Source organism: Brevundimonas sediminis (assembly GCF_048799765.1).
Classification (GTDB): Bacteria; Pseudomonadota; Alphaproteobacteria; order Caulobacterales; family Caulobacteraceae; genus Brevundimonas.
On record NZ_JBLYQK010000020.1, the window covers coordinates 1 to 15,116 of the forward strand.

Annotated in this window: 17 protein-coding genes; 12 read left to right on the forward strand and 5 right to left on the reverse strand. The window is 69.4% G+C overall.

The annotated features are described in order from the left end of the window. The first annotated feature begins 97 nt into the window (after positions 1 to 97). The 10 genes from ctaD to ACLQ7T_RS11550 all read left to right on the forward strand — a co-directional run bounded on the left by ctaD (position 98) and on the right by ACLQ7T_RS11550 (position 9,193). The gene (gene ctaD, locus ACLQ7T_RS11505; RefSeq protein WP_420479557.1) at positions 98 to 1,762 is read left to right on the forward strand and encodes a cytochrome c oxidase subunit I; all 1,665 of its coding nucleotides are present in this window, start codon (positions 98 to 100) and stop codon (positions 1,760 to 1,762) included. 72 nt (positions 1,763 to 1,834) lie between these two features. Beyond that, positions 1,835 to 2,797 carry a heme o synthase gene (locus ACLQ7T_RS11510; protein ID WP_420479558.1) on the forward strand — a complete coding sequence of 321 codons (963 nt, stop codon included), beginning with the start codon at positions 1,835 to 1,837 and terminating at the stop codon, positions 2,795 to 2,797. Between the two features lie 5 nt (positions 2,798 to 2,802). Further along, a complete protein-coding gene (locus ACLQ7T_RS11515; RefSeq protein ID WP_420471280.1) occupies positions 2,803 to 2,982 on the forward strand; it encodes a hypothetical protein in 180 nt (59 codons plus the stop codon). Then, a complete protein-coding gene (locus ACLQ7T_RS11520) occupies positions 2,979 to 3,557 on the forward strand; it encodes a cytochrome c oxidase assembly protein (protein ID WP_420471281.1) in 579 nt (192 codons plus the stop codon). The genes ACLQ7T_RS11515 and ACLQ7T_RS11520 overlap by 4 nt, the downstream gene beginning before the upstream one ends. Before the next feature lie 52 nt (positions 3,558 to 3,609). Further along, positions 3,610 to 4,518 carry a cytochrome c oxidase subunit 3 gene (locus tag ACLQ7T_RS11525; protein ID WP_420479559.1) on the forward strand — a complete coding sequence of 303 codons (909 nt, stop codon included), beginning with the start codon at positions 3,610 to 3,612 and terminating at the stop codon, positions 4,516 to 4,518. Further along, positions 4,515 to 4,904, forward strand: a complete 390-nt coding sequence (locus tag ACLQ7T_RS11530) for a DUF983 domain-containing protein (RefSeq protein WP_420479560.1) — start codon at positions 4,515 to 4,517, stop codon at positions 4,902 to 4,904. Before ACLQ7T_RS11525 ends, ACLQ7T_RS11530 begins: the two co-directional genes overlap by 4 nt. Then, entirely contained in the window at positions 4,897 to 5,625 is a 729-nt protein-coding gene (locus ACLQ7T_RS11535) for an SURF1 family protein (RefSeq protein WP_420479561.1), read from the forward strand. The genes ACLQ7T_RS11530 and ACLQ7T_RS11535 overlap by 8 nt, the downstream gene beginning before the upstream one ends. Positions 5,626 to 5,672: 47 nt before the next feature. Next, a complete protein-coding gene (locus ACLQ7T_RS11540) occupies positions 5,673 to 6,884 on the forward strand; it encodes a M16 family metallopeptidase (RefSeq protein WP_420479562.1) in 1,212 nt (403 codons plus the stop codon). 24 nt (positions 6,885 to 6,908) lie between these two features. Continuing rightward, the gene (locus ACLQ7T_RS11545) at positions 6,909 to 7,499 is read left to right on the forward strand and encodes a GNAT family N-acetyltransferase (RefSeq protein ID WP_420479563.1); all 591 of its coding nucleotides are present in this window, start codon (positions 6,909 to 6,911) and stop codon (positions 7,497 to 7,499) included. Between the two features lie 26 nt (positions 7,500 to 7,525). Continuing rightward, the gene (locus tag ACLQ7T_RS11550) at positions 7,526 to 9,193 is read left to right on the forward strand and encodes a putative bifunctional diguanylate cyclase/phosphodiesterase (protein ID WP_420479564.1); all 1,668 of its coding nucleotides are present in this window, start codon (positions 7,526 to 7,528) and stop codon (positions 9,191 to 9,193) included. 385 nt (positions 9,194 to 9,578) lie between these two features. Here ACLQ7T_RS11550 and ACLQ7T_RS11555 read toward each other — a convergent pair whose 3' ends face one another. Then, entirely contained in the window at positions 9,579 to 10,148 is a 570-nt protein-coding gene (locus ACLQ7T_RS11555; RefSeq protein WP_420479565.1) for a YqgE/AlgH family protein, read from the reverse strand. A 127-nt stretch (positions 10,149 to 10,275) separates the two neighbouring features. Between ACLQ7T_RS11555 and ACLQ7T_RS11560 the strand changes: the two genes are divergently transcribed. Together ACLQ7T_RS11560 and ACLQ7T_RS11565 are read left to right on the forward strand one after the other, a co-directional pair. Then, a complete protein-coding gene (locus ACLQ7T_RS11560) occupies positions 10,276 to 10,761 on the forward strand; it encodes a peroxiredoxin (protein WP_420471289.1) in 486 nt (161 codons plus the stop codon). Positions 10,762 to 10,807: 46 nt separating this feature from the next. Then, a complete protein-coding gene (locus tag ACLQ7T_RS11565; RefSeq protein WP_420479566.1) occupies positions 10,808 to 11,254 on the forward strand; it encodes a very short patch repair endonuclease in 447 nt (148 codons plus the stop codon). Here ACLQ7T_RS11565 and ACLQ7T_RS11570 read toward each other — a convergent pair. The 4 genes from ACLQ7T_RS11570 to ACLQ7T_RS11585 form a co-directional block, all read right to left on the reverse strand. Continuing rightward, positions 11,215 to 13,161: an ATP-binding protein gene (locus ACLQ7T_RS11570; protein ID WP_420479567.1), complete on the reverse strand. Its 1,947-nt coding sequence runs from the start codon at positions 13,159 to 13,161 to the stop codon at positions 11,215 to 11,217. The two genes, ACLQ7T_RS11565 and ACLQ7T_RS11570, sit on opposite strands and share 40 nt — an antisense overlap. A 67-nt stretch (positions 13,162 to 13,228) precedes the next feature. Continuing rightward, positions 13,229 to 14,266 (reverse strand): quinone-dependent dihydroorotate dehydrogenase, encoded by a 1,038-nt coding sequence (locus tag ACLQ7T_RS11575; protein WP_420479568.1) that lies wholly within the window; start codon positions 14,264 to 14,266, stop codon positions 13,229 to 13,231. Then, positions 14,257 to 14,613, reverse strand: coding sequence for a DUF952 domain-containing protein (locus tag ACLQ7T_RS11580; protein WP_420479569.1), 357 nt, complete (start codon positions 14,611 to 14,613; stop codon positions 14,257 to 14,259). Before ACLQ7T_RS11580 ends, ACLQ7T_RS11575 begins: the two co-directional genes overlap by 10 nt. Further along, entirely contained in the window at positions 14,610 to 15,110 is a 501-nt protein-coding gene (locus ACLQ7T_RS11585; protein ID WP_420471294.1) for a SixA phosphatase family protein, read from the reverse strand. The genes ACLQ7T_RS11580 and ACLQ7T_RS11585 overlap by 4 nt, the downstream gene beginning before the upstream one ends. Positions 15,111 to 15,116 lie beyond the last annotated feature (6 nt).

Consider the following 15,116-nt stretch of genomic DNA (forward strand, 5'->3'; position numbering starts at 1 on the left):
CCTCCACCGCCGCGCCTGTCGCGGCCTCGCCGGCCCCGGCTGCGGCTCCCGCCGCCGCCCCGGCCGCCCAGTAACGATACGCGAGAGCCCCAAAGACATGGCCACCGCAGCTGAAAACCTCGCCCACGACCACGACGGGCATCACGACCACAAGCCGGGCTTCTTCACCCGCTGGTTCCTGTCGACGAACCACAAGGACATCGGGACCCTGTACCTGATCTTCGCCATCATGGCGGGGATCGTGGGTGGCGCCCTGTCCGGCCTGATCCGTCTGGAGCTGGCCGCGCCCGGCATCCAGTATTTCGTCCCGGGCGGTCTCATCGACCAGCTCGGTCTCGTTGAGGCCTCCAAGCACGGCTACAACGTCACCGTCACGGCCCACGCCCTGATCATGATCTTCTTCATGGTCATGCCCGCCATGATCGGCGGCTTCGGCAACTGGTTCGTTCCGATCATGATCGGCGCGCCGGACATGGCCTTCCCGCGGATGAACAACATCTCGTTCTGGCTGCTGGTGGCGGCCTGGATCCTGCTCTGCCTGTCGATGTTCGTCGACGGCGGTCCGGGCAAGGGCTTCGGCGGCGGCTGGACCATCTATCCGCCGCTCTCGACCTCGGGTCACACCGGCCCGGCGATGGACCTAGCGATCTTCTCGCTGCACGTCGCGGGCGCCTCGTCGATCCTCGGCGCGATCAACTTCATCACCACCATCTTCAACATGCGCGCGCCGGGCATGACCCTGCACCGCATGCCGCTGTTCGCCTGGGCCGTGCTGATCACCGCCTTCCTGCTGCTGCTGTCGCTGCCGGTCCTGGCCGGCGCCATCACCATGCTGCTGGCGGATCGCAACTTCGGCACCAGCTTCTTCAACCCGGCCGGCGGCGGCGACCCCGTCATGTTCCAGCACCTGTTCTGGTTCTTCGGCCACCCCGAGGTGTACATCCTGATCCTGCCGGGCTTCGGCATCATCTCGCACATCGTCTCGACCTTCTCGAAGAAGCCCGTCTTCGGCTACCTCGCCATGGCCTACGCCATGGTCGCCATCGGCTTCATCGGCTTCATCGTGTGGGCGCACCACATGTACACCGTCGGCATGTCGGTGAACCTGCGCGCCTACTTCGTGGCCGCGACCATGATCATCGCGGTGCCGACCGGGGTTAAGATCTTCTCGTGGATCGCGACGATGTGGGGCGGCTCGATCAGCTTCAAGACGCCCATGCTGTGGGCGATCGGCTTCATCTTCCTGTTCACCGTCGGCGGCGTGACCGGCGTGGTCCTGTCGAACGCCGGCATCGACTACAGCCTGCACGACACCTACTACGTCGTGGCGCACTTCCACTACGTGCTGTCGCTGGGCGCCGTGTTCGCCATCTTCGCGGGCTTCTACTACTGGTTCGAGAAGATGTTCGGGGTGAAGTACAACGAGTTCCTCGGCTGCCTGCACTTCTGGATCATGTTCGTGGGCGTGAACCTCGTGTTCTTCCCGCAGCACTTCCTGGGCCTGCAGGGCATGCCGCGCCGCTACATCGACTATCCGGACGCGTTCACCCTGTGGAACCACGTCTCGTCGGTCGGCTATGTGATCACGATCGTCGGCGTCGCCGTCTTCCTGATCATGCTGATCGAGGCCGCGATCCGTCGCCGTCCGGGCGTCGCCAACCCGTGGGGCGAAGGCGCCACGACGCTGGAATGGACGCTCAGCTCCCCGCCGCCGCACCACCAGTTCAACGTGCTGCCGGTGGTCAAGAGCGACGACCACTAAGACCGGCCTGGCCGGACAGTAACCGGGGGCCGCTCCTGCGCAGGGGCGGCCCTCATCCGTTAAGAAGACCCGATGACCGAACCCGCCGCCCACCCCGCGATCTCCACGGCCCAGCCGGAAGACTTCTTCCAGCTGCTGAAGCCGCGCGTGATGTCGGTGGTCATCTTCACGGCCGTCGTCGGCCTGGTCGTGGCGGACGGAACGCTGGACTGGATCTCCTCGGCCATCGCCGTGCTGTGCATCGCGGTCGGCGCCGGCGCCGCCGGGGCGCTGAACATGGCGCTGGAGGGCGAGACCGACGCCCTGATGCGCCGCACCCGCGGCCGGCCGGTCGCGGCGGGCCGGGTGCGGAAGAACGACGCCATGGCGTTCGGCGTCATCCTGTCGGTCTTCTCGGTGATGCTGCTGGGCATGACGACCAACTGGCTGGCCGGCGGCCTGCTGCTGCTGACGATCCTCTACTACGCGGTCTTCTACACCCTGCTTCTGAAGCGCCGGACGCCCCAGAACATCGTCATCGGCGGCGCCGCGGGCGCCTTCCCGCCGGTGATCGGCTGGGCCGCGGCGACCGGCCAGGCGCCCTGGCAGGCCTGGGTCCTGTTCCTGATCATCTTCCTGTGGACCCCGCCGCACAGCTGGGCCCTGGCGCTCTATTCGGCCGGCGACTACGCCAAGGCGGGCATTCCGATGATGCCGGTGGCGCGCGGGGCGAAGAGCACCCGGCTGCAGATCGTGATCTACACCGTCCTCTTCCTCGTCGCGGCGATCGCGCCGGGTTTCGTCGGCATGGGCGGCCTGATCTACCAGGTGGTTTCGATCGGCGGGGGGCTGGCCTTCCTGCTGCTGGCCCTGCGCCTGTGGCGCTCGCGCGCCGGCGACCAGCCGGACAAGGCCGAGGCCGTGGGGCGAGAGGCCGCATTGTATGACGTCCGCGCCGAGGCCAAACCGGCGCGCAACCTGTTCGCCTTCTCGATCCTGTACCTGCTGGCCATGTTCGCCGCTCTGCTGGTCGAGAGCTTCACCCCGGGACTGTAGGACCCATGCGCCAGCTCACCCCCGAAGAACTGAACGCCCGCAAGAAGCGCAACTACGCCATCGCCGGCGTGCTGGTCGCCTTCATCATCCTCGTGTTCGGCGTCACCATCCTGAACCTGAAGCGGAACATCGACGCCCGCACGGCGGCGATCGCGGCGGGCGAGCCGGTCGGGTACGCCCGATGAAACTGTCCCGGAACGCCGTGGCCATCATCTGCGTGGCGGGGGTCATGGGCATGACCGGCGCCTCGTTCGCGGCCGTGCCCCTGTACCGGATGTTCTGCCAGGTGACGGGCTTCAACGGCACGGTCAGCCGGGCCGACAAGGCCCCGGACGTCCAGCTGGACGAAACCGTCCTCATCCGGTTCGACACCAATGTCCGCGGTCTGCCCATGCGTTTCCGCGCCGAACAGGTCAGCCAGCGGGTGCGCATCGGCGAAACCGGCATGGCCTTCTTCGATGTGACCAACACCTCGGACCAGCCGATCAGCGCGAAGGCGGGCTACAACGTCGTGCCGGAACGCGCCGGCCCCTACTTCCAGAAGCTGCAGTGCTTCTGCTTCGATGAGCAGATCATCCAGCCCGGCCAGACCGTAAAATTCCCGGTCCAGTATTTCGTCGCGCCTGAAATGGCGACCGACGCCGAGGCCCGTGGCGTGACCGAAATCACACTCAGCTACACCTTCTATCCGACCGACAGGTTCCAGCAGGCCGCAAACGGCGCCCAAACAGTGGCGCAACCCTCTGGCGCGGCTGGATAGCGGGCGCTATAGCCTGCCCCAATACGACTCTCGACCGTTTCAAGAGACACCGATGGCCGACGCGCACGCGACACCGCACCACGACTACCACCTCGTCAACCCGAGCCCCTGGCCGCTGGCGTCCTCGCTGGCCGTCACGGTCATGATGATCGGCGCGGTCGTCTGGATGAAGGGCCTGGTCCCGGCCGACTCGGGCGCCGTCATGGGCGCTCTTCTGGCCAAGGGCGACAAGGCCCTGTTCTTCGCCGGTCTGGCCGGCGTGCTGATCTCCGCCGGCTGCTGGTGGGCGGACGTGGTCAAGGAAAGCCGCGAAGGCGATCACACCCCGGTCGTCCAGATCGGCCTGCGCTACGGGATGATCCTGTTCATCGCGTCGGAAGTGATGTTCTTCGTCGGCTTCTTCTGGATGTTCTTCGAGATGACGCTCTTCAATGAAGCGCGCGCTCACATCCCGGAAATCGGCGCCTGGGCCGACACCGCCAAGTCCTGGTCGACCTGGCCGCCCAAGGGCGTTGAAACCCTCGACGCCTGGCAGCTGCCGCTGCTGAACACCCTGATCCTGCTGCTCTCGGGCACGACCGTGACCTGGGCGCACCATGCGCTGGCGCAGGGTGATCGCAAGGCCACCAAGATCGGTCTGGGCATCACCGTCGCCCTCGGCCTGCTGTTCACCGCAGTGCAGGCCTACGAGTACCACCACATCATCCACGAGAACCTCTTCTTCAACGAAGAGGCCATCAACTCGGGCCTGTACGGTTCGATCTTCTTCATGGCGACCGGCTTCCACGGTTTCCACGTCCTGATCGGCACCCTGTTCCTGATCGTCTGCCTGCTGCGTCTGCTGGCCGGCCAGTTCACCCCGCAGAAGCATTTCGGCTTCGAGGCGGCGGCCTGGTACTGGCACTTCGTGGACGTGGTCTGGCTGTTCCTGTTCGCCTTCGTCTACGTCGTCTTCGGGTGACCGAAGGCCCGACAGGGCCATCGTCTCAACCGGCGCGGATCGACCCGATCCGCGCCGGTCTGCTTTGTCGCTGCCCCAACTGCGGTGAGGGGCGGCTGTACGCGGGCTTCCTGAAGGTGGTGGACCGGTGCGAGGTCTGCGCCTTCGACTTCACCCGGCTGAACACCGGCGACGGCGCCGCCATCTTCATCATGCAGATCTCCGGAGGGCTGGTGGTGTTCAGCGCCCTGTTCGCCATGATCGCGTGGAACCCGCCCATCTGGCTGCTCCTGCTCATCGCCATGCCGCTGACGGTCGGTCTGTCCGTCGGGCTGATGCGGCCGGGCAAGGGGGTGATGATCGCCCTGCAGATGCGCAACAAGGCCGGACAACACGACCATGTCTGACCCGCGCGCCCGCTTCCCCTGGGGCCTGACCGTCGCGACCGGCCTGGCCCTGGTCCTGCTGTGCGGTCTGGGGACGTGGCAGGTCCAGCGCCTGCACTGGAAGGAAGCCCTGATCGCCGAGGCCGGGGCGGCGGCCGCCCAACCGCCCCGACCGGTGGCCGAGGTGCTGGCCGGGCCCGCTCCGGAGTTCCGGGCGGTCACCCTGACCTGTCCGGGTCTGGCGTCCGCGCCGTTCGTGGAGTTGCAGACCGTCCAGGACGGACAGGTCGGCGTGCGCCTTGTTTCGGCCTGCCGTCCCGATCCCGCCGGCCCGACCTTCCTTGTCGACCGGGGCTTCGTCGCCGACACCGTTTCGGCCCGACCGCCGGTGGCCGTGTCCGATACGCCGGTCGACCTGACCGCCGAGGTGCGCCATACCCCGCCGCCCGGACCGATGGCCGCCCCGCCCAGTGGGCCGCATTTCTACGCCCGGGACACGCCGGCCATGGCGAGGGTCCTGACCGTGTCCGGCCCCGTGGCGGCCGAGACGCTCTACGCCACCACCTCCTCCAATCCGGACTGGTCGGCCCTTCAGCCCTCCGCCCCGCCGGCGGCCTTCTCCAACAACCACCTCGGCTATGCGCTGACGTGGTTCGGGCTGGCGCTCGCCCTGCTGGGGACCTACGTGGCCCTGCTCCGGCGCCGGATGAGCGCCCCGACGCCTGAAAAGAGTTCGACCTGACTACCCTTCACACCCTGTCCAACGGCGTCCGCGTCGTCTGTGATCCCATGCCGGGCCTGCGCACCCTCGCCCTGACCGTCGCCGTGCGGGGCGGGGCCAAGTGGGAGAGCGAGGCCACCTCCGGCTGGTCCCACTGTCTCGAGCATCTGGTGTTCAAGGGCGCGGGCGACATGGGCGCGCGCGAGATCGTCGAGCGGATCGAGGCCGGCGGCGGCTCCATCAACGCCGCCACCGGTTACGAGCGCACCAGCTTCGAGGTCCGGGCCCTGCAGGGCGGCCTGCCGCTGGCCATGCAGGTCCTGTCCGACCTCGTCTTCCGCCCGACCCTCGATCCGGCCGAGATCGTCCGCGAGAAAGATGTCGTGGCGCAGGAGATCGCCGAGGCCTTCGACACGCCCGACGACCACGTGTTCGAGATGGCCCAGACCCGCGCCTTCGCCGACCAGCCGCTGGGTCGTCCGATCCTCGGCTCCGTGGCCAGCCTGAAGCCCCTCGACAAGGCCTCGGTCGCGGCCTGGCGGGCGCGCCTGTATTCCCCGGACCGGATGGTGGTTGCGGCGTCGGGCGCGGTCGACGAGGTCGAACTGCTGACCCTGGCCGAGCTGTGGTTCGGCGACCAGGTCGCCACCCCGGCGGCGGCGCCGGTCACGCCCGTCTTCACCGGGGGCGATGCGGCCCTGACCCGGCGCATCGAGCAGGCGAACATCGTCTTGGAGCTGCCGGCGCCGTCGGCCCACGATCCGCTTTATCCGGCGACCCGGCTGATGAGCGAAATCCTCGGCGGCGGGATGGCCTCGCGCCTGTTCCAGAGCGCCCGCGAGGAGCGGGGGCTGGCCTACGCCATCGACGCCTGGCACGAGCCCTACGAGGACGCCGGCGTGCTGGGCATCTATTCCGGCGCCTCGGCGGACCGGGCGGTCGAGCTGGCTCAGGTCTGCGCGGCCGAGCTCAGGGCGCTGGCCGACGACGGCCCCACCGAAGCGGAACTGGCCCGCGCCAAGGCGGTCCTGAACGCCAGCCTCTGGATGTCGGACGAAAGCCCGGCCGCGCGCGCCGGGCGGGCCGCGGCCCAGGCCCTGATCTACGGCGCCCCCGTCGCATCGGAAGTGTCCGCCGACCGCATTCTGGCCCAGGGCGCCGCCGACGTTCGCGCCGCCGCCCTGGCCTGTCTGTCGCCCGGTCTGGCCGCCACGGCGGTGCTGGGCCCGAAGGCGGCGGCTCCGGCCGGCGCCGCCTTCCGTGACGCCCTGTTCGTCTGACCCGCACGGGACTAGTCTGGCCTGATGGCGCTTCTGGACTGGATCAGTGACGCGGGCGGTCCCGTGGTGGAGGGCGAAGGCGTCATCCTGCGCGTGCCCCGCGCGTCCGATCACGACGCCTGGGCGACCTTGCGGCAGGAGTCGCAGGCCTATCTGCAGCCGTGGGAGCCGACCTGGCCCGAGGACGACCTGACCCGGGCCGCCTTCCGCCGCCGCCTGTCGATCTACCAGCGCGAACTGGACGCCGGGAACGCCTGGCCCTTCTTCATCTTCATTGACCACGGCCGCACCCTGGTCGGGGCGATCACCCTGTCCAACGTCCGGTGCGGCGTCGCCGAGACCGGCACCATCGGCTACTGGGTCGCCAGCCGGTTCGCGGGCCGGGGTCTGGCGACGGGGGCGGTGAAGACCCTGGCGCGCTACGCCTTCGACGAACTGGGCCTGCATCGGGTCGAGGCGTCCTGCGTCCCGCACAACGCCGCCTCGCGACGGGTGCTTGAGAAGGCGGGGTTCGAACTGGAGGGGCGGGCCCGGGCTTATCTCAAAATTAACGGCGCTTGGGCAGATCATCTCCTGTTCGGCCGGGTGAATGACGGGACCGGACGCGCCGGCTGACGCCGGGGATCGGAGAACCTCGGCGCGTGAACACTCGCTCCAGAAGTCTGGCATGGGACGCGACGACCGCCATCGAGGCGTTGGCCGCCGCCGATACGGCCCTGTGGATCTGGACCCCCGCGGATGACCAGATGCGCTTCACCGGGGCGACCCGGGCGCTCGGGCTGGGGCCGCTGGCTCCCGAATGCTCCGGCGCGGCCTTCACGGCCGTGGCCGTGCCCCAGGACCGCGCCCTCGCCGAAAAGATCCTCAAGCCACAGGAGGAGGGGACCGAGGTCGCCGTCCGCCTGCGCATGCGCGACGCCGAGACCTGCATCTGGCGCGGCGTCTGGCTGGAGGACGGCTTGCGCGCCGCCGGGGTTGTGGCTCTGGAAACCAAGTTCGCCGCCTCCCATCGGGACGCCCTCACCGGTCTGCTGGACCGTCGCACCTTCCTGGCCCGCGCCGGCGAGACCCTGACCCAGCCGGGCGAGTTCGAGCTGGTCGCCGCCGACGTCGATCGCCTGCGCCGGCTGAACGAGGCCCTCGGGCACGAGCGCGCCGACCTGGTCCTGGCGGCCCTCGGTTCGCGCCTCGCCGCCGCCTTCCCGCATGGCTCCAACGCCGCGCGCGTGGGCGAGGACGAGTTCGCCATCCTGATTCCGCGCGGAGCCGCGGCGGCCTCGGAACGCCTGCGCGAGGCGCTGGAGCAGCCGCTGCGGGTGGCCGGTTTCGACATCTATCCGACCGTCTCCATCGGCGCGGTGACCGTCGAGGGCGGTCCGGACGCGGCCGACCCGGCCGAACTGCTGCGGCGGGTCGAACTGGCGGTGGAGCAGGCCAAGACCGCCGGTCGCGGCGGCATCGCGGCCTATGGACGGGCGCTGGAAAGCGACAGCCTGTCCCGGCTGGCCCTCGAGGCGGACCTGCGCAACGCCTTCCTGCGCGGCGAGATCGAGCCCTTCTACCAGCCCATCGTGAACCTGCACACCGGCGCCGTGGCCGGCTTCGAGGCCCTGGCCCGCTGGCGGCACCCCAAGCGCGGCATGGTCCCGCCGGACGAGTTCCTCGGCCTGGCCGACGAGATGGGCCTGATGAACGACCTGGGCCTGCTGATGATGCGGGCCTCCGCCCGTCAGCTGGCCGAATGGCTGGCCCGGCACCCGGCGGCGGGCAAGTTGTTCTGCAGCGTGAACCTGTCGGTCGGCGAGATCGAGCGCGCCAATCTGGTCGAGGATGTCCAGCGCATCATTTCCGAAGCCGGCCTGCCCCGCGGCGCGCTCAAGCTCGAGGTGACCGAGGGCGACATCATGCGCGACACCACACGCGCCGCCGAAACCCTGAAACAGCTGCGCGACGTCGGCGCCTCTCTGGCGCTGGACGACTTCGGCACCGGCTTCTCGTCGCTCAGCTACCTGGCCAAGCTGCCGTTCGATACGCTGAAGATCGACCGCTACTTCGTTCTGACGATGGACAAGGACGAGGGCTCGGCCAAGATCGTCAAATCGGTCGTCAACCTGGGCCGCGACCTGTCGCTGGAAGTCGTCGCCGAGGGCGTCGAGAACGCCGGCCTGGCCAAGCTCCTGCTCGACGCCCAGTGCCACTACGGCCAGGGCTTCGGCTACGCCCAGGCTCTGCCCGCGCAGGAGGCCGAGGTCTATCTGAATGAGTCCCTCGCCGACGGCTCGGCGCCGATCAAGCAACGCTCGGCGTGAGCAGGGCCATGCCGCCCGTCTGGGTGCGCATTCTGGCCCTCGCCGTCGCTCTCGCTCTGGTGGGTTGGGGTGTCCGGGACAGAATGGCGGTTGCGGGGCCCGCCCCTGTCGAGAGTGCATTACGCGAGATTGATCCAACCATCGCGGATGCCGTCATCCATCTCACGGAAGGGCCATACTTCGTGGATGCCGAGGGATACCAGCGACCGCGCAATACCCTTTGGTGCGGACGCATCGAGGGGCGGGCTGACGGTCGGGTGGCCGCTCTGACGCACCGGTCTCGTCGCCGCACCAGTGTCAACATTGTCGAGGTCGCGGTCGCCACATCCCCGTCGCTGACGGACAGCGGACGCTGGCTCCTGTCAAAGTGCGAAGGGGTAGGCCCCTAGGCCCGCCCGCCATGCCCTGACAGCTGCGCCGGATCGACGCCCAGCGTCGCCACCGCCCGGCTCCATTTGCTGTCGTAGTCCGTATCGAAGATCAGGGCCGGGTCGGCCTCGGCGGTCAGCCAGACGTTCTCGATCAGCTCATCTTCCAGCTGGCCGTCGCCCCAGCCGGCGTAGCCCAGCATCAGGACGGACTTTCGCGGGCCGGCGGCCGGATCGACCATCGCCGCCAGCGCCTCGCGCGTGCCGGTCATCGCCAGCCCCTCGCCGAACGGCATGGAGGCGTCCTCGATCAGCCAGTCGTCGGTATGCAGGACAAAGCCGCGCTCCCGCTCCACCGGTCCGCCGACCAGCACCTTGCGGCGCGACGCCGAGTCCGGGGCGGGCGTGTCCAGCTTGTCCAGCACGGCCTTCAGGTCCACGCCCGGCGCCGGACGGTCCAGCCGCAGCCCCATCGCGTGGTCCGGACCGTGGGCGCAGACCAGGATCACCGCGTGCTCGAAGCGTTCGTCGCCGATGCCCGGCATGGCCACCAGCAGCCGCCCGACGAGGGATTGGAAGTCGTCCATGCCCTTATCATCGGTATGCGGGCGGGACGGCGCAAGGATGCGCGGCGACGCAGGTGTTGGCGGGACCTTCGGCAACGCCTATCTGGTCCGGGAGTTTGATCCTCACATTCCATTTTCGGAGCCTGCCATGACCGTCCAGATCGGCGACCGCATTCCCTCGGCCAACCTGACCCGCGCCACCGATGACGGCCCCAAGCCCGTCACCACGGATGACATCTTCGCGGGCAAGACCGTGGCCTTGTTCGCCGTCCCGGGCGCCTTCACGCCGACCTGCTCGGCCCGCCACCTGCCGGGCTTCAAGGACAACCGCGAGGCTCTCGCCGGCAAGGGTGTGGACACCATCGCCTGCGTGTCGGTGAACGACGCCTTCGTCATGGGCGCCTGGGCCGACAGCCAGGGCATCGGCAAGGAGGACATCCTGATGCTGGCCGACGGCAACGGCGACTTCACCCGTCAGATCGGCCTGACGCTGGACGCCAAGGGCTTCGGCATGGGCGAGCGCTCGCAGCGCTATTCGATGCTGGTCAAGGACGGCGTCGTCGAGCAGCTGAACATCGAGCAGGGCGGCGAGTTCAAGGTCTCGTCGGCCGAGCACCTGCTGGCGCAGCTCTAAAGCGCGCTATCGCTCGTGACGCCGTCACTCGCTGCTTGAGCGCGTCATGAGCACCGACGTCTTCACCCCCGAACAACGCAGCGCCGTCATGCGGCGCGTGAAGGGGAAGGACACCACGCCTGAACTGGCCGTGCGCCGCATTCTGCGCACGGCCGGGATCGGCTACCGCCTCGGCGGCGCCGGACTGCCCGGAAAGCCCGATGTCGTGATGAAGGGGCGGCGCACCGTCGTCCTTGTCCACGGCTGTTTCTGGCACGGCCATGACTGCCCGCGCGGGGCGCGGCAGCCCAGGGCCAACGCCGACTACTGGATCGCCAAGATCGACCGCAACCGGACCCGCGACCTGACCAACGCCGGGGCGCTGCTCGCCGCCGGATGGCGCGTGATCACCGTCTGGGAGTGCGCGATGAAGGCCCCGGACTTTCCCGACCGCCTGCTGGCGGCGGTGCGGGGTCAGGCGACCGCGGCGGCCCTGTCTTCCGGCGCATCCTGAGCCATGGTCATCACGTGGGTGATGGCCCCCAGCAGCATCGGCGGGGTGATCGGCTTGGGCACGAAATAGGTCATGCCCGCCGCGGTGCAGGCGGCGATGTCTTCCGGGGCCGTATCGGCGGTCACGGCGATCACCGGCACGTCGGCGTTCGGACCGTTCCCGGCGCGGATCCGCCGGGTGGTCTCGCGACCGTCCAGCTCGGGCATCCGCACGTCCATGAAGATCAGATCGAAGGCGGTCTGCTCGCAGATCTTCAACGCGGCCATGCCGTCGGCGGCGGTGGCGATGTCGCAGCCCAGCGGCTGCAGGATCAGCTGGATGGCGCGGCGGTTGATGTCGTGGTCGTCGACGACCAGAACCCGCATGGGGCGACCGTCCTCGTCATCCCCGGCCTCTTCCACCACCGCTTCGGCGCTGTCCCCGACGGCGACCGGCTCGGCAGCGACCGGGGCAGGGGCCGGCGCGGCGAGGGGCGCGGGCTCCGCGATGAAGGCGGGGGCGGGGTTGGACAGGACGCGCGCCACGACGTCGCGGCTCGCCTGGTCGAGACCGGGCGTCATGGCCTGGCTGGTCTCGCCGGGCTGCATGCGCAGGGCCAGGGTGAAGTTGGCGCCCTCGCCCGGCTGGCTGCGCGCGGTCACGCGACCGCCCATCAGGTCCGCCAGCTGGCGGCTGATCGACAGGCCCAGACCGGTGCCGCCGTGGCGGGCGCTGACGCCGTCCTGCGTCTGGTCGAAGGGGGTGAACAGGCGGGCGACCTGGGCCGCCGTCATGCCGGGGCCGGTGTCCGCGATCTCGATCAGGACGGCATGGCCGCCGGGTTCATCGATCCAGCTGTTCAGCCGGACCGTCACCGATCCGGACTGGGTGAATTTCACCGCATTCGAGATCAGATTGTTCAGGATCTGGCGCAGGCGCATGGGATCGCCGCGCACCGCCGACGGGATGGTCGCGGCGCCCTCGACGCGGAACTTCAGCCCCTTGGCGCGGACCGGACCGCGCCAGAGACGGACGGTCTGGTTCAGCAGTTCACGCAGGTCGAAGTCGATGACGTCGACCGTCATGTGACCGGCTTCCAGCTTGGCGTGATCCAGCAGATCATCCAGCAGGGCCTTCATCATCACCCCGGCGTCGTTGATCAGTCGGGCCTGGCTGCGGCCCGCGCCGTCGGCGGCGCCGCGCTCCAGTTCCGCCGCGCCGGTCAGGATGGCGCTGATCGGGGTCCGCAGGTCGTGGCCGACGGCGGCCAGGAAGGCGCTGCGCTCCTCCATGATGCGGATGGCGTCGGTCCGCTTCTGCTCGGCCTCGATCCGGGCCGCGCTTTCCGCGGCGCGGGCCTCGTTCATGCGGCGCCAGGTGGACAGGCAGTAGGTGATGAAAACGCCGACCGCGATCGCCGCGGCGGCGACATAGCCGCTCGAGGCGCCGAACCACGCCATGTAGAAGGGAATGGTCGTCAGGTAGAGAAACTGAGGCGTGACCGTCAGCACCAGCACCCGGCGCGAACGCGGGGCGTTGATCATCGAATAGATGGCGCCGGCCGACAGCAGCATGGCGGCGCTGATGCCCCCCATCGGTCCGCCGATCAGCCACAGCGGTATGGACAGGCTTCCAAAATAGCTGGCGTTGATGAATAGGACCACGTCCGCCGTCAGGGCGCGCAGGCCGGTCAGCCGCTCCTGCTTCCCGTCAAGGATCGGTCCGAACACCCACAGATCCAGGCCCTGGATCACGAAGTAGCCGATCACCCATGCAAGGCTCAGCTCCCAACCGATCAGCGGGGTGAACACCAGGGCGCTGGCCGCGGCCATGCCGAGCCTTTGCAGCAGGGCTTTTCGCCTCTGCAGAACCGCCTGGACCCAGGGGTCGGACGTCTGTGTACTGATGGCGGCACTGGCGATCGCCATGCGTCTCCCCGGAACGTGGCCCTTTCGGCCTTACCGGAGATCATCCCGCATCGGCCCTAACGCTCCGTCAACGGGCGGTTCCGACAGCCTCCGACACTGTGGAGAACCCCTCGGCCCGCAGGCGCGCCGCGAGGTCGCGCTTGATCCGCGCCACCAGTCCCGGGCCCTCGTAGATCAGGGCCGAATAGATCTGCACCGCGGCGGCGCCGGCCCGGATCCGGGCCCAGGCCTCGGCCCCGCTGTCGATGCCGCCGACGGCGATCAGCGGCAGCCGTCCGGCCGAGGCCTCTGCGGCGGCGCGCAGGGCCTCGGTCGCGCGTGACTTCAGCGGCGCGCCGGACAGGCCGCCGGCCTCGCCCCGGTCGGGGGAGCGCAGGCTGTCCGGCCGGTCGAGGGTGGTGTTCGACACGATCAGGGCGTCCAGGCCGTGGTCCAGGCTGGCCTCGACGATCAGGCCGATCTCGTCGGCGGTCAGGTCGGGTGCGATCTTCAGGAAGACCGGCGTCGGATCCTCGCCCCGCGCCTCGGCCAGCCGGCCCAGCAGATCGTCCAGCGCGGCGCGCCCCTGCAGGGCGCGAAGGCCGGGCGTGTTGGGCGAGGAGACGTTGACCGTCACATAGTCGGCCAGCCCCTTCAGCCGGATCAGGCCCTGCACATAGTCGGCGGCCTTGTCCTCGGTGTCCTTGTTGGCGCCCAGGTTGGCGCCGATCACCGCCTGCGTCGGACGTCGCCCCAGACGGGTCGCGAAGGCGTCCAGACCGGCGTTGTTGAACCCCATGCGGTTGATGATCGCCCGGTCCTGATACAGCCGGAACAGGCGCGGCCTGGGATTGCCCGGCTGCGCCAGCGGGGTGACCGATCCGCACTCCACAAAGCCGAAGCCGAGGCGGGCCAGGCCGTGCAGGGCCTCGCCGTTCTTGTCGAGGCCGGCCGCCAGCCCGACGGGATTCGGCAGGTCCAGCCTGCCCACCCGGGTGCGCAGGACCGGATCGTCCGCCCCCGGGGCGGGCAGGGGGGTGACCTGCAGCGCCCGGATAGCCAGCTGGTGGGCCGTCTCCGGATCGAGGGTGCGCAGCAGGGCCGCGCCCAGATCAGTCAGGCCCATCCGGCCGCTCCGTCATCGAATCGCATCACCCCGTCGGCGTCCACCGACAGGCCGCGCGCCTCACGCGCCGCCGACAGCGGCAAGTGGGCGAACAGGTGCGGGAACAGGTCGCCGCCCCGCGAGGGCTCCCACTTCAGGGCCTCGCCCAGACCCGTCAGGTCCACCGTCACCAGCAGCAGGTCGCTGCGGCCCGCATAGTGGCGGCGCGCGGTCTCCGCCAACTGGGCCGAGGTCGACATGTGGATGTAGCCGTCCTGCAGATCGACGGCGGACCCGGCATAGGCGCCGTCCAGACGGGCCAGCTCCCACGCCTCGCGATCAACCAGCTTGTAGGCGATGTCGGTCATCCGGCGAGGTCCCGCGGCTGCAGATAACCCTCGAAGGTGCAGCGCCCGGCGACGTCGACGGTGAACAGGGCCGCCGCGCCCGGCGGGAAGCCCCCGCTCATCCGGTCGAGAATGGCCGGCGAGGCCGCGCTCTCGATCAGATACTCGACCGCCAGAAGGTGAACGCCCGGATTGTGCGCCAGCACCAGCAGGGTGCCGGCCTCGTCCTCGACCGCCTCGACGGCCCGGCGCAGGGTGTCCGCCGAGCCGTTGTACAGCGGCTCATCGTCCCGGACCTCGACATCCCCCATGGCGTCATGGACCAGGTCCCAGGTCTGGCGGGTGCGGCTGGCCGGCGACACCAGGGCCAGGTCGGGGCGCAGCCCTTTCGCCGCCAGGGCGCGGCCCATGGCGGCGGCGTCGGTCCGTCCCCGCGCCGACAGGTCGCGGTCCCGGTCGCGGCCGGAAGCGCTCGCCCGCTCCGCCTCGGCGTGGCGCATGAGGATCAGTCTTTGCATGTCCCC